Source organism: Methanofollis tationis, from assembly GCF_013377755.1.
Lineage (GTDB): Archaea > Halobacteriota > Methanomicrobia > Methanomicrobiales > Methanofollaceae > Methanofollis > Methanofollis tationis.
In genome coordinates this window covers 188,904-202,521 of the sequence record NZ_JABXWR010000001.1, presented here as the reverse complement: position 1 = coordinate 202,521, position 13,618 = coordinate 188,904, and the positions used below count along the sequence as shown (strand labels likewise).

Genomic DNA, 13,618 nt, shown 5'->3' with positions numbered 1-13,618 from the left:
GCATCGATCGCTCTGTCGTCTATACCTCCCGCCAGATCACGAAGGGCGGTCTGATCATCCCGGTCGAGATCAACTCCTCTCTCTTCTCCATGGACGGCGAGCAGGTCGTCATCTCGATCTCCCGGGATATTTCCGAGAGAGAACGGCTTGAATCTCTCAAAAAGAATGCCTTACAACAGATAGGGCATAATATCGAGCAGTTCGCCACACTGGGCGATCATATCAGAAACCCGCTCGCCGTCATTGTGGGGCTCGCCTCCCTTGAGGAGACGGCATCGTCCGTACAGATCCTGGAGGCCGCCGGGCTGATCGACGCCCTTGTAACAGAACTCGATCGTGGCTGGATCGAGTCGGAGAACGTGCGGGCATTCCTCAGAAAACACTATGGATGAGGAGGTGCCGTCGATCTGATCAGATTAATGTTTATCACTATTCATTTCCTTTGAACCCCTATATTCCTGACATTTGACAAGAGTTATATAGTGTCATAGGGAGAACCATCTTTTATGAATTCACGGATTCTTATTGCCGCGCTTACCGGCCTCATGGTTCTTGCCATCGCCATATCCGGCTGCACCAGTAGTTCACCCTCGGGTGAGCCGACCACGACCGCTCCTGCCGAAAAGCCCCTGTACATTGTGGGTATCGACGGGGCCTATCCGCCCTACTCATGGATCGACGATAAAGGCGTCGCCACCGGCTTCGATGTCGAGTCGATCGAGTGGATTGCCGCAGAGCAGGGCTTTGAAGTGAAGGTCCAGGCGATGGACTGGGACAGCATCATACCGTCCCTGCTCCAGAAGAAGATCGACATGGTCTATTCGGGCATGACCATCACGCCCGAGCGGCTCGAGCAGGTGAACTTCTCCATGACCTACTGGATCGTCAACCAGTCTGTCGCCGTCCGCGAGGACTCGACCCTGACCCTGGACGATGTGAAGGACGGAAAGGTCGTCATGGGCACCCAGAGCGGATGCACCGCCTATGACTGGATCGAGGAGAACCTGGTCGCCACCGGCAAGCTCCCTGAAGAGAACGTAAAGGTCTATAAAAACATCCAGCTCGCGCTCACCGACCTCCAGAACGGCCGGGTCGACGCCGTGATGTACGATGTGCCGGTGATCAGGACGTCCATCGAGGGCAAGCCCTTAAAGGTGCTCGGGACCATCCCGACCGGCGAGGAGTACGGTGTCGCCGTCAGGAAGGAAGATACCGCCCTTCTGGCCGACATCAACGAGGGGCTCACCAAACTGATGGCCTCCGAGAAATGGGACGAACTGAAAGAGAAATACGAGATGGAATAGAGTGCGAGGCCGCCTGACGACCTCCCCTCTATCTATTTCAATGATCATGCACAATTTTACTGAGACGTGAATCCTGCTGACATATCACGGGCGCCCTTTCCTCTCAGGCCGGGTGGTGAGACCGGGTGACAGATACGGTCGCTCTTGTATTCCAGGCTGTACCCTATCTGTTGTCGGGCGCAGGAATTACCCTCGGGCTTGTCGTCGTCTCTCTCCTTGTCGGCCTCCTGATGGGCGTGCCGATGGCCGTGGCACAGGTCTATGGCCCGCGATCGGTCAGAGGTGTCATCGCGATCTATGTATGGATCTTCAGGGGCCTGCCGAACCTCGTTCTCCTTTTCTTATTTTACTTCGGGATCTATCCTCTTCTCGGCCTTGACGTTCCCCCGTTTCTCGTGGCGGTCACCGTGCTCGGGTTGAGGTCAGGCGCCTACCAGTCGCAGATCTTCAGGGGGGCGATCCAGTCGATCGGCGAGGGGCAGATGACGGCGGCCCGCTCCCTCGGGATGAGCACGCCCCAGGCGATCACCAGCATCGTCCTGCCGCAGGCGATGCGGATCGCCCTGCCCGGATGGTCGAACGAGTACCCGATCCTGCTGACCGACTCGGCCGTCTGTTATGCGATCGGGGTGATGGAGATCCTGACGCGCGCCGACCAGATCGTGGCGCTCACTGCCGAACCGATGACGATCTATCTTGTGGCGGCGGCGATCTTCATCCTCCTCAACTACGGTGGCGTGTGGATCTTTGCATGGATTGAAAAGAGGGTTAATATCCCGGGATTCGGAAAAGGAGCTCTGTAGGTATATGGAATCAGATGAATACATAGTACAGGTCGAAGATATCCACAAGGCGTATGGCGACCGTGAGGTGCTCCGCGGTGTCTCTTTTTCTGTGCGCAAAGGTGAGACAAAGGTGTTCATCGGCCCCTCGGGCACCGGGAAGAGCACCCTCCTGCGGTGCATCAACCAGCTGACGGTGCCAGACCAGGGCCGCGTCTTCCTGCACGGTGAGGAGGTGACGAACTCGGGTTCCCGTATCAATTATTTCCGGCAGCGCATGGGGATGGTCTTCCAGAACTTCTATCTCTTCGATCACCTGACGGCGGTGCGGAACGTCGAGGTCGCCCTGCTGAAGGTGAAGCGGATGGATCCGAAGGCCGCCCGTGAAAAGGCGCTGTATGAGTTGCGGCAGGTCGGGATGGAGGACTGGGCCGACCATTACCCTGCCGAACTCTCCGGCGGTCAGGCGCAGCGGGTCTCGATCGCCCGTGCGCTTGCGATGGACCCTGACGTGATCCTCTTCGACGAGCCGACCTCTGCGCTCGACCCCGAGCTGACGCGCGAGGTGCTCGAGGTGATGAAGAAACTCTCGAACGAGGGGATGACGATGCTGGTGGTGACGCACGAGATGGGGTTTGCCCTTTCGGCGGCGAGCGAGGTGCTGTTCATGGAGCACGGGCTGATCGTGGAGAGAGGACCGCCCTCGGAGATCCCGGCGAGCCCGGCCTTCGAGCGGACGAGGAAATTCGTGGGGAGATTCACCGAATATAGCGGAGATTCCGGAACAAAGAATGATTGAGGCATCTTTTTTTACCGAAGTCCTCCTCCCGCCCCTGATCAAAGGCGGGATCATCTCCCTGGAACTGATCGCCCTCGCCGCACCTTTTGGTCTGCTCATGGGTATTGCCATCGCCGTCGGGCGGACCTACGGCGGCAGACTGGTCTCCCAGGTCTGCAGGCTCTATGTCATATTCATAAAGGGCTGCCCCCTGCTCCTCCTCCTCTTTATCATCTACTTCGGCCTTCCCTCGCTTGGCATCGTCTTCACCCCGTTTATCGCTGCCGTTCTCGGTTTTATCCTCTGCAACGGGGCCTATAACTCTGAATATATCAGGGGCGCCCTCCTCTCGATCAAGGAGGGGCAGATGATCGCCGCCTCGGCACTCGGCATGACCCGTGCCCAGGCGATCCGGCACATTATCCTCCCGCAGGCGCTCCGCCGGGCGATTCCCGGCATTTCAAACGAGTTCATCTACCTGATCAAGTACTCCTCCCTCGCCTACATGATCACGGTGATCGAGATCACCGGGGCGGGCAAGCTCGTTGCAGCGAAGTACTTCGCCTTCTTTGAGACCTTCACGGTCATCGGCCTCTTCTACCTGGCCCTGGTCAGCATCGCCACCATCGCCCTCGGCTTCCTGGAGCGCAAACTTGCGATACCCGGACTCGTCTCGAAGTGAGCCGCCCTTGCAATCTCGTGGGGCGGCAGTTCTCCTTCCACAGGGTAGTATGCCCCTCGTTTCAGTGACCTGAAAGGGGGCTCTGCTCTTCTCGGACAGCATTCTTCCGGGGAGGTTGAAGGTTTCATGCATGCCTGCACAGGATCACGAACCCACATTCCGCACCACTTTTTTCATGAGTAGTAATTTTCATACTCCTTCCCAAGCAACCGGAGTATCTTCCACAATTCCGGGGTCATATTGGTAACAAGCACTTTTACCCCATCTATTGCCCCAAACCTCAGTTCCCTGACTCCCCGAAAGAGGAAGAAGGTCCATTTCAGGGTTGGGTTCTGGGTCTGCTTCTTCGTCTGTCCGGTCACCGTTTCGCTGGCGTTCTGCAGTTCCCTGCGCAGCCGAAACTCTGTCATCGCATAGATGAACAGGCAGAGCACCATGATCATCGCCAGTGCCTGGATCCTGGACGGCTTCTTCAGAAAGATCTCCGCCACCCTGAACGAGGGATCCTTGAGAAACCGGAACCCCCGCTCCACCGCGCCCTGCTCCTTGTAGTTCGTCAGGAGTTCATCGGGAGAGAGATCCCGGTCATTCGTCGCCAGGATAAACCTCCCGAGTTTCTGCCGCTTCTCTTCAACAGCACGGGGGTCGTGCTCAATCTCTGCAACGACCGTATAGGCCAACTCCACCGGCTCATCTGCCTTCGGCCTACCCGGTTTCTTCTCTTTCTTCCGGGTGATCGTCCTGATGTCCAGAGAGCTGAAGCAGAATTGTTGGTGCTCCTGCAGCCACTTCTCGGCGGCCATGCGGGCGTCCGGTTCGCAGGCGAACTCCCGTGCACCGAGTTTCCGCAGCGACGTTTCTGCCTGTTTCTTCTCTTTTTCCAGCCGTTTTTCAAACGTCTTCTCCTGCCGTTCCTGCATCGGTGCCGAGTGATATACCACCCACTTCTGAGGGATGCCGGCATATTCGGATGTATGCTCCGCATATTGGTAGCGCTCGTCCGCGCACGGCTGCAGGGCGAGGTCCTCTGCGGCAACAAGCTCCTTGACCTCGTTCAGGGTCGCCGGAACCCGACTGATCCAGAAGGTATGGGTGCCGAGGGTGGTGAGATTCTCGGCGGTATAGAACGCTGCGTCAGCGATATGGTAGACCTTGCCCGGATGCTGCAGGTTTTCGGTGAGCTGGGTGATGATCGCCATCAGCGTTTTCTTATCCGACTCGTTCCCGGAGAACGTCTGCACGAAGAGGGGAATGCCATGCTGATCGGTTGCCATCCCGAGAACGAACTGTTTGAGGTCCCACCGGCCGTCCTTTGGACGGCCGTAGGTGATATTCATGTCACGGGAATCGAAATCAACGTCATAGTCGCCGCTGACGCTGAACGCGGTGGTATCGACGTGGATGCAGTGCGTACCGTAATCGCTGGCAAGCAGGCACTCCGCGACGATTTGGTTGAAGAGTTCGGTCGGGCCAAATAAGGCGATCGCGTCGAGCGTCCGGCCCAGGACGTCATCGTTAAGATGCGCGGTGGTCACGCCTTCGCCAAGAAGACGTTCAATGGCGATATCCGAGAAGAATGCCGGATAGAGATAGAGGCGCCGTTCGACGAACCCGAGACCGTTGAGCACCATGGCCTTGACGATATCTCCATGGGTGAGATGATGCTGCCGCGTTTTGGGGATGGCACGGTCGATAACCGGGGCGATGCCGAGGGTGTCGAAGGCACCGGCAACGAGCCCGAGATGGCCGATCGAGATGTTGGAGCCTTCGATGAAGTCAGCAGAGGAGGGCACAGGAGAGGTTTTTCCTGAAAGTACAAGGATCTTGCGGTTTGATAATTAGGGGAAGTGGATGGGCTCCTGCGAAAGGTGGGATTAACCATTGGGATACGGACAAAAAAAGGAAATGTTTCGGCCGCACTCAGGTGAGGGCGGCAAGCCCGTTGAAGTCGATCAGGTTGCCGAAAACCGTCAGATAGTCCTTTTTGCCGTTTGAAACGTCGATGAATACCATGATCCGGTCGTTGATCCCGACATACAGAGTGTACTCGTCTGAGGTCTTGTCGGCAAACTCCCATGCCGGATAGCCTTTGATAGTCGTCGACTTCCAGGAGAAGTCGGGCGTGTCGACAACCGTCGCCGTATCCCAGATCGTCCAGTAGCCCTCGGTCATCCCGGCCGTGTCCTGAATGACGACGGTCACTGTGGTGTCGGGGTTTGTCGTCTGGGTATAGGTAACCTCGGCCCAGCTCCATGCCCCTTCACTGCTTGACATCGTCCCGCCGTTTTTATCGCCAGTTTCCCAGTTGGCCGTTGCCGAAGGGAGGTATTTTATCAGCTCGCTGTAGTGGACCGCGGAGACCGAAACGCTCGCGGGGGCGCCCCCTGCGGCGGTCGGAGTAGGGGCCTGGGTCGTTGGGGTCGCGCCCGAGTCGGAGCCAGTACAGCCTGCCATGCAGGCGATCGCAACGAGAAGCACAAAAAGCCCGGAGAGGAGGGCTGTGGATCTACTAAAGTGTTTTTCGGACATTGCTATCACGCATCCCGGCTTTTGTTAAAAAACTATTTAAATATATCTAAAATTATCCGGGACTTTTTTTAAGACCGCATCACTTTTATTCGTGAGAATGGGATGTCACCGGGATAGCATTGCGGCGAGTACGGAGGAGCAAAACCTTAATATTTCAGGAGTCGAGCGAAGACTGGGAAGAAGGATGCCGAGAGCAGAATGGAAAGGACAGGTCCTCGCCGAGAGCGGGGATGTGAGGATGGTGGAGGGAAATGTCTATTTCCCTCCGGAATCTGTACGATTTGAGTATCTGAAGGAGTCTCACACGCGGACAACATGTACCTGGAAGGGAGAGGCGCACTACTATACCGTTGTCGTGGAGGGTCAGGAAAACAGGGACGCTGCATGGCATTATCCCGATCCCAAACCGGCGGCCAGAGAAATTCGTAATTATGTGGCCTTCTGGAAGGGTGTGAAGGTGACAGACTGAGGGACAAATGAAAAGGTATTTAATTGGATGAACAGAAAAGGCGATCAGGAGAGCATACATGGAGATTGTCAAAATCCCAAAGATGGAAAAGGGGGAGTACGATACACTCATTGCCGAGGGCTATATCGCACGGATCGCCTTTCAGGGTGACAAGTATCCCTACATCGCCCCGTTCCTCTATGTCTTCGACGGCCGGTTTCTCTACTTCCTTTCCACAAAGTACGGCAGAAAGAATGAGCTCTTCAGGAAAAGTCCGTACGTCTCGGTTGAGGTGGAAAAATACACAAAAGACCTGTCATGTTACACATTTGTAACCATGCAGGGATATCTCAGGCAGGAGGAGGACTCCATCCAGAAAAAGGTCGTCCGGGAGAAATTTGTGAACATGATCAAGGAAAAGAACCTCTCGATGAATATCCTTGCAGCCCTGGGCCACAAACCCGGCGACCGGATCGAGTCGATCGCATCGGAAGAGCGCTCCAACATCTGGAAGCTGACCGGCGTCGTCGATATTGTGGCCTTAAAAAACCTGTAACCTCATTTTTTCTTTTCAAGGCGCCTCTCCATGACTGAAAGGGCACGGTCCACCGTCAGGGCGATCAGGATCGCCGGCACCGCCCCGGAGAGCAGTTTTGTGACGTTGCTCCCTGCAATCCCCTCGAGGATCAGGCCGCCAAGACCGCCGCTCCCGATGATCGCCGTTAAGACCGCCACGCTGTTTGTCAGGATCGCGGCAAACCTGATCCCGGCGAAGATCGCCGGGTAGGCGAGAGGAAACCTGATATACCGTGTGATCTGCCACCCGGTCAGGCCGATGCCCTCTGCGGCGGCGATCATCCCCCGATCGACGGTGGAAAGCCCGATCCAGGTGTTCTTGACGATCGGGAGGAGGGCCCTGAAGACGAGGACGATGAGTGCCGGGTAATACCCGATGCCGAGGAGGGGGACCACGAAAGCGACGACCGCAAGGCTCGGTATTGCCTGGACGAGGTTTGCGGCGGTCATGACCGCCGATGCCAGCGGGCGGGAGTGGAGTGAGGCGACGGCCAGGGGGACGGCGATGGCGATCGAGAGGAGGAGGGCCGAGTACGCAAGAAGGACGTGCTGGGCGGTGGCAGAGAGGACGATCGTGCTTGCTACCACCCGCCGTACCTCCGGTGAAGCATCTTTTCTATCAGCCCTGCCGCACCGTCGAGGACGACGGCCAGGAGGCTCACCCAGAGCCCTGCGAGGAGGACGATCTCGGGGATGTTGTTGAAGATCCCGGTCTGGAGCGGGACGCCAAGCCCACCGGCCCCGATCAGGCCGCCGAGGGTGACGATCCCCATCGTGAAGACGACGGCGATCCGTACGCCTCCGGCGATGAGGGGGAGGGCGAGCGGCACCCTGACCCGCAGGAGCGTCTCGCGTTCGGTCAGGCCGAGCGCCGCGGCGACCTCGAGGTGTTCGGCGCTGACGCTCGCAAGCCCGGTGTAGGCGTTCCGTGCGATGGGCAGGATTGAGTACAGGATGCACGCGATAACCGTCGGAGCGGCGCCGATGCCCACGAGCGGGATCAGGAGGGCGAGCAGTGCGAGATCAGGGAATGTCTCAAGGGTGTTGAGCGATGCAAAGACGTACCCGGAGGTGTGTTCCCGCCTGTACAGGAGCATGCCGAGGACAACCCCGATGACGACCGAGAGGGCGAGCGCCCAGGCAAACATCGAGAGGTGCTCGACCGTGCGTGCGGTGATATCGTAGCGCTGCCAGAGGGCGAGGGTGGCGGCCCAGAGGTCCATCAGATCAGCCTCATCAGCACTTCGTCGGAGAGAAACAGGCCGACCGGCTTTTTATCGTCGACGACCAGGCCGAACGAGTGCCCCGAGTGCTTCAGTTCGGCGAGCGCCGCCGACCCGGCGTCATGCGGGGAGAAGGTGAGGGGCATCGCCGCAATCTCTCCCATCGTGAGTTCTTCGTGCCGCCGGGTATATGCCTCCCTCCGCCTCACCGCCCCGACCACCTCCTCCCCGTCCGTGACGATCGCCACGCCGATGTCAGAGGCCATCATCGTCTCAAGACCGGAGTGCACCCCGGTCGCCGCGGGAAAGAGGTGGCGCCTGAGGACCGGCGTCATCAGGTCCCTGACACTGAGGGTATCGATGTGTCTGAACTTCCGGTCGGCGTCGACCATATGCGCCACGACGTCTGAAGCCGGGTTGAAGATCAGGTCTTCAGGGGTGCCGACCTGCACCAGTCTGGCATCGTGCATGATCGCGATCCGGTCTCCGAGCTTGAAGGCTTCGTCGATGTCATGGGTGACGAAGACGATCGTCCGGCCGAGGTCGGCTTTGATCCTGGAAAACTCGTCCTGCAACTGTTTCCTGAGGATCGGATCAAGGGCGCCGAACGGTTCGTCCATCAGGAGGAGGGGCGGGTCCATCGCAAGGGCCCGCGCCAGGCCGACCCGCTGCTGCTGGCCGCCGGAAAGCTCGCGCGGGAAGCGGGCGTAATAGGTCTCGGGGGGGAGGTCGACGAGGTCGAGGAGGCGTTCTACCTGCGCCCTGATCCTGCCTCTCTCCCATCCCTCGATGGTGGGGACGAGGCCGACGTTCTCGCCGACGCTCATATGGGGAAAGAGCCCGATCTGCTGGATCACGTAGCCCGTGTTCCGCCTGAGGGCGACGGGATCGATCTCACGCGTATCGGTGCCGTTGATCGTGACCCGCCCCTCGTCGGGCTCGATCAGCCGGTTGATCATCCGCAGCGTCGTCGTCTTCCCTGACCCGCTCGCCCCGATCAGGATGACCAGTTCTCCCCCCTCGATCCTGAGGTCGAGGCAGTCCACGGCGACGTCATCGCCGTAGCGTTTTGTGACCCCGGCGAGTTCGATCGCACTGATCCGGTCAAAAAGCCGTTCTGTCGCCATAAGGGGGGAGATCAGCCGGCAATCAGCCCCTCAGAGACGAGGTAGCCGCGCGCGATATCGCGGGCCTCCTTTTTCTCAACGTCGAACTGGTAGTTGAGTGAACGCATCGTCCCGGAGTCGATCCGTTCTGAAAGGACGCTGAGCGCCTCTACCGCCTTCTGATCGCCGGCGATCTTCTCGTTCGCCACGACGATGGCGTGGTACGGCGGAAAGGCGGAGCGGTCGTCGTCAAGGATCCTGAGGTTGTAGAGGTCGACCCTGGTATCGGTGGTGTACGGCGTGATCGCGTCCACCTCCCCGCTTTTGATCACCTCGTACATCAGGGTCGGGGACATCTGCCGCACCCTGCCGAAACTGAAGTTATAGACCCGCCCCAGCTGCGGCAGGCCGTCTTCGCGGTCTGGAAAGACGTAGTCGGTCCCGAGGTCCATCGCCGCTGCATGGGGCGCAAGGTCGGAGATCGCCGTCACGTTCAGTTCAGCCGCCCAGGCCTCGGGGACGGCGATGGTGTAGTCGTCTCTGAACCCGACCCCGTACAGGACGGTGATCGCCTCGCCGGCAAGCCCCTCTTCCACCTTCAGATAGACTTCGTCAGGGTCCCAGACGGTCATGGGCGGGAGTTTGAGGAGCTGCGAATACGCCGTCCCGGTGTACTCCACATAGACGTCCACCTGCCCCTTCTTTATCCCCTCAAAGAGGGTGGCGTCGTTGAGGTTCGCCTTCACCTCGGCCGCATACCCCTCCTCTTCGAGGAGGAGGGCGATCATCTCGGCAAGGATATACTGCTCGTTGAACGTCTTTCCCCCGACCACGACGGTCTGTCCTGAGGTCCCGGTGCACCCGGAGGCGCAGAGTGCAACGGTGATCAGCACGACCCAGAAAACGGGTAACCATTTCATATACTTCCCCCGGAGAGGGATGCCGTTCATGAATGTTAAAGGTTATTCTCCGGCAAGGCGGCGGGCCGCGGCGAGCATCGCCCTGATCGCCTCCTCCCCTGCATACCCCTCGCCCCTCAGGCGCACGATTCCCTGCTGGTCGAGGAGGAAGGCCGATGCCGTTGAATGGTCTGCTATTCCCAGGGCGTCCATGATGGTGCGGGCGCTCCCGTAGACCGTGACCACCGATCCATGCACTGCAGGCGGGATGCCGGCCCGCATGCCCGCATCGATCATGCCCGAGAGAAAAAACCCGATCTTCCGGTCGATCACCGGGACTTCGTACCATGCATACCCCTCCAGCCCTGCAAAGGCATCCCTGAACGGGGAGATCCAGGAGTCCACCATCGGCTGCGCCGAGCGCTCCATGGCGACGACGACGAGCGTCACCTTCCCGGAGAGATCGTCCGGGAATTTCACCTCATTTCCTGCGAGGGACCGCCCGCTGATCGCCGGAAAACGCTGATTGACGAGGGCGGCAGATATCTGCGCCATGCATACCGATAAACCGCACCCTATATCTCTCTGGCGGTGGCTGCTGAGGGAAACTATTTATGATATTCTCATGAATAGAGGATCTATTATGCCGGAATTTACCAACCCGTTCTCCGGGAACGCATATGGCAGGAAACTGACCGACATGGAACTTGTGCGGGCAATCAGGTTCCAGATCGCCGCTGAATACGAAGCGGTCCAGATCTACCAGCAGCTCGCCGAGTCGATCGACAACGAGCTCGCAAAGGAAGTCCTCTACGACATCGCAGAGGAGGAACTCGTCCATGCCGGAGAGTTCCTCAGGCTCCTGAAGGAACTCTACCCCGAAGAGGAGAAGTTCTACCAGGAAGGCGCAAAGGAAGTCGAAGAAGAGATTGAAAAACTGAAAAAATAATCTTTCCCATCACTTTTTTTCTACGCCCGGCGGGCGTAGTGCTCGATCTCGCCGTATGTGACGAGTGTTCCTTCCTCGATCACCGAGACCGCACCGTGGCCGCCGCAGATCAGGCAGCGCCTGCCGGTGCCGGCAAGGGCGGCGTCCACGCCGGCGGCAATCTCCTGGAGGGCGCGGCGCTCCTGCTTTGCCACCCCGGAGTCGACGTTGACTGAGGTGACCAGGAAATCGGCAAGAGAGTTGTATTTCTTCCGCGCCTCGGTGAGGCTGCCGAAGTTGATCACGGTGTCGCTGGTCATGAGCAGACCGGCCTCAGGGCAGAAGAGATAGACCAGGCCCTGAATATGCCCGCCCAGGGCCTCCAGCACCTCAAAGGTCAGGCCCCCGAACGAGAAGCGGCCGAGGACCGGGAAGATCCCCCGCCTCTCCCCTGAAGGCCGGTCGAAGAGAGTGTAGTTCTCAGGCGGGTTGAACCTGGAGAAGAGATTGATGATCGTGGTGTAGACCGCTTCAAGGATGGAAGACTCGGACGGCGACCCGGTGGCGCGGTTCTGGCTCCTGATGATCGCCTCGGTCCCCCGGTGCATGAAGGCCGGGATGTCATAGAACCCGCCGGCACCGCAGTGGTCGGCGTCGGCGTGGGTGATGACGATCCGCTTCAGTCTGGTGCCGTCGCCGATGCCGTAGTTGCGGAACATCTCGATCACGTCGGGATAGTAGATGCCGTAGCCGGTGTCCACCATCATCGCCTCGTCCGGCGTCTCGAAGAGGAAGATGTTCCCGCCGCCGGGGAGCTGGAAGCAGAAGAGGGTCACCCCGGGCGTGACCTCGATTTTCTGGATGTCGGCGTAGAAACCCTCGCCCGAGGTCCGGTTCAGCGTCTCCCCGACCTCGATGATGCTTGCAAAGACCTGCAGGGGGTCTTCGCCCCGGTTTGTCAGTTCCTGGACGATGTGGTTGATCTCCTGGAGGAGGGTGAGGAGGAAGGGGTCTTCGGCCGACCCGATCATCGTTCTGAGGCGCTGGGCAAAGCAGATGTAAAAAACCGTCTCGTCGAGGGTGTTGCCGGTGGTGTCGTAGTCCAGGATCTCGAGGGGGTAGCGCGACTTCAGGGCGTTGAGGAGGGCCTCGACCTTCCCGCTCTCTTCGAGGCTGAGGCTGACCGTGAGGCGGTCGGGGTGTTTTCCCGCGTCGTCGAAGTCGATATGGGCGATGTTCGCCCCGGCCTCTGTCGTCAGGGCGAGAAAGTCCGAGAGCGCTCCCGGCGTGTGCGGGAGGTGGGCGTGGAACTTGAGGAAACTGATCGCGGGGAGGCCGGTCTGGAGGTAGCCGATGGCCGAGAGTTCGTACTGCACGGCGATATAGTCCTGGGGCAGGGCCGTGACCTCAAAGAAGACCGTCGAGGGGTCGATGCACCGGCTGAACTGGATCCGGTTGATATTGCCGCCATAGCGCTTGATGATCTCTGCCGCACGCTGGAGGGAGCCCGGGCGGTCGGGCATGCGTGCAATAAAGGAGTATTTCTCTTCCTGTGACTCCATAGGCGGTTTAGCGTTGGACAGACGCCCTCATATAGTTCGTGATGGTTCAGGCAGGGACGAGGACGTAGAGGGCGAACCCCATGTACTCGCGGCCGTAGCCCGCATACTCGTCCTGGATCCGGTGGAGGTACTCCCGCACCTCGTCGGTCCCGGGATCGTCCGGGTGCTCCTCGAGCCACTGGAGGAGCCCGCCCCAGTTCGAGGACTCGTAGGCGTCCCAGTCCTCGGGCGACGCCCTGAAGGCGCCCCTGACCTCGAACCCGGCCTCTCGCGCCGCGGAGAAGATCTCGTACTCGGTGAGCACCTCTGGCCACTCGCGCGAGAACGATGGCGGGACCGACTCTTTTGCCCAGTAGCGTTCGCCGATGACGATCCTTCCCGCAGGAGCGAGCCATGCTGCCATGGCGGCGAGGGCCGCAGAAAAGCCGCCCCAGATATGGGACGAACCCACGCAGGCTGCAAGGTCGTACAGACGATCGGGCGTCTCATCCAGGAGATCGGCGCAGGAGATCTCGATCTCTCCGGCGAGGCCGGCGTTTCTGAGGCTCTCTTCTGCCCGCTCGCAGGCGTCCTCCCTGATATCGATGCCGCGGCCAGCGATCCCGAACCGCTCTCCCCAGAGGGCGAGGACGGCGGCATAGCCGCACCCGAACTCGATCACCTCCTCCCCGGCGGTGAGGCAGGCCATCTCCCCGGCCATGACCACCTTCTCAGGCGTCGTCGGGTTCATGATCGCCCTGTTTCTGGTGGAGATCGAGATGAGATCGAAGTAGTCCATGTGAAGAAGAAAGGATGGGGGCG

Annotated in this window: 17 protein-coding genes; 8 read left to right on the top strand and 9 right to left on the bottom strand. The window is 59.4% G+C overall.

Annotated elements, in window-relative coordinates; all coding sequences use genetic code 11:
• The first annotated feature begins 89 nt into the window (after positions 1-89).
• The 5 genes from HWN36_RS00945 (at position 90) to HWN36_RS00925 (ending at position 3,546) form a co-directional block, all read left to right on the top strand.
• Positions 90-392, top strand: coding sequence for a hypothetical protein (locus HWN36_RS00945; protein WP_176787462.1), 303 nt, complete (start codon positions 90-92; stop codon positions 390-392).
• A 114-nt stretch (positions 393-506) separates the two neighbouring features.
• Entirely contained in the window at positions 507-1,304 is a 798-nt protein-coding gene (locus HWN36_RS00940) for an ABC transporter substrate-binding protein (protein ID WP_176787461.1), read from the top strand.
• Between the two features lie 125 nt (positions 1,305-1,429).
• Positions 1,430-2,107 (top strand): ABC transporter permease subunit, encoded by a 678-nt coding sequence (locus HWN36_RS00935; RefSeq protein ID WP_176787460.1) that lies wholly within the window; start codon positions 1,430-1,432, stop codon positions 2,105-2,107.
• Between the two features lie 4 nt (positions 2,108-2,111).
• Complete coding sequence (locus tag HWN36_RS00930; RefSeq protein WP_218133166.1) at positions 2,112-2,885, top strand: amino acid ABC transporter ATP-binding protein; 774 nt, start codon at positions 2,112-2,114, stop codon at positions 2,883-2,885.
• On the top strand, positions 2,878-3,546 hold the full coding sequence (locus HWN36_RS00925) for an amino acid ABC transporter permease (RefSeq protein ID WP_176787459.1): 669 nt from the start codon (positions 2,878-2,880) through the stop codon (positions 3,544-3,546). Before HWN36_RS00930 ends, HWN36_RS00925 begins: the two co-directional genes overlap by 8 nt.
• 173 nt (positions 3,547-3,719) lie before the next feature.
• On the opposite strand, the gene HWN36_RS00920 is transcribed toward HWN36_RS00925, so the two are convergent.
• Both HWN36_RS00920 and HWN36_RS00915 read right to left on the bottom strand, forming a co-directional pair.
• Positions 3,720-5,318 (bottom strand): IS1634 family transposase, encoded by a 1,599-nt coding sequence (locus HWN36_RS00920; RefSeq protein WP_176789535.1) that lies wholly within the window; start codon positions 5,316-5,318, stop codon positions 3,720-3,722.
• 148 nt (positions 5,319-5,466) lie between these two features.
• Positions 5,467-6,075 (bottom strand): hypothetical protein, encoded by a 609-nt coding sequence (locus HWN36_RS00915; protein ID WP_176787458.1) that lies wholly within the window; start codon positions 6,073-6,075, stop codon positions 5,467-5,469.
• 184 nt (positions 6,076-6,259) lie between these two features.
• Between HWN36_RS00915 and HWN36_RS00910 the strand changes: the two genes are divergently transcribed.
• Together HWN36_RS00910 and HWN36_RS00905 are read left to right on the top strand one after the other, a co-directional pair.
• Positions 6,260-6,544: a DUF427 domain-containing protein gene (locus HWN36_RS00910; protein ID WP_176787457.1), complete on the top strand. Its 285-nt coding sequence runs from the start codon at positions 6,260-6,262 to the stop codon at positions 6,542-6,544.
• A gap of 58 nt (positions 6,545-6,602) precedes the next feature.
• Positions 6,603-7,079, top strand: coding sequence for a pyridoxamine 5'-phosphate oxidase family protein (locus HWN36_RS00905; protein WP_176787456.1), 477 nt, complete (start codon positions 6,603-6,605; stop codon positions 7,077-7,079).
• A 2-nt stretch (positions 7,080-7,081) separates the two neighbouring features.
• Here the strand turns inward: HWN36_RS00905 and HWN36_RS00900 are convergent, their stop codons facing one another.
• From HWN36_RS00900 to HWN36_RS00880, 5 genes are read right to left on the bottom strand one after another with little or no spacing between them, the layout of a single operon-like run.
• Positions 7,082-7,687 carry an ABC transporter permease subunit gene (locus HWN36_RS00900; RefSeq protein WP_176787455.1) on the bottom strand — a complete coding sequence of 202 codons (606 nt, stop codon included), beginning with the start codon at positions 7,685-7,687 and terminating at the stop codon, positions 7,082-7,084.
• Positions 7,681-8,322, bottom strand: a complete 642-nt coding sequence (locus HWN36_RS00895; RefSeq protein WP_176787454.1) for an ABC transporter permease — start codon at positions 8,320-8,322, stop codon at positions 7,681-7,683. The genes HWN36_RS00900 and HWN36_RS00895 overlap by 7 nt, the downstream gene beginning before the upstream one ends.
• Positions 8,322-9,449 (bottom strand): ABC transporter ATP-binding protein, encoded by a 1,128-nt coding sequence (locus HWN36_RS00890; RefSeq protein WP_176787453.1) that lies wholly within the window; start codon positions 9,447-9,449, stop codon positions 8,322-8,324. The genes HWN36_RS00895 and HWN36_RS00890 overlap by 1 nt, the downstream gene beginning before the upstream one ends.
• Before the next feature lie 11 nt (positions 9,450-9,460).
• On the bottom strand, positions 9,461-10,348 hold the full coding sequence (locus tag HWN36_RS00885) for a glycine betaine ABC transporter substrate-binding protein (protein ID WP_176787452.1): 888 nt from the start codon (positions 10,346-10,348) through the stop codon (positions 9,461-9,463).
• Positions 10,349-10,390: 42 nt separating this feature from the next.
• A complete protein-coding gene (locus HWN36_RS00880; RefSeq protein ID WP_176787451.1) occupies positions 10,391-10,882 on the bottom strand; it encodes a hypothetical protein in 492 nt (163 codons plus the stop codon).
• Between the two features lie 88 nt (positions 10,883-10,970).
• Here HWN36_RS00880 and HWN36_RS00875 point away from each other — a divergent pair, with 88 nt between their 5' ends.
• Complete coding sequence (locus HWN36_RS00875; protein WP_176787450.1) at positions 10,971-11,276, top strand: ferritin family protein; 306 nt, start codon at positions 10,971-10,973, stop codon at positions 11,274-11,276.
• 20 nt (positions 11,277-11,296) lie between these two features.
• Here HWN36_RS00875 and HWN36_RS00870 read toward each other — a convergent pair whose 3' ends face one another.
• Together HWN36_RS00870 and HWN36_RS00865 are read right to left on the bottom strand one after the other, a co-directional pair.
• A complete protein-coding gene (locus tag HWN36_RS00870) occupies positions 11,297-12,817 on the bottom strand; it encodes an MBL fold metallo-hydrolase (RefSeq protein WP_176787449.1) in 1,521 nt (506 codons plus the stop codon).
• A gap of 46 nt (positions 12,818-12,863) precedes the next feature.
• Positions 12,864-13,595: an SAM-dependent methyltransferase gene (locus HWN36_RS00865; RefSeq protein WP_176787448.1), complete on the bottom strand. Its 732-nt coding sequence runs from the start codon at positions 13,593-13,595 to the stop codon at positions 12,864-12,866.
• Positions 13,596-13,618: the final 23 nt, after the last annotated feature.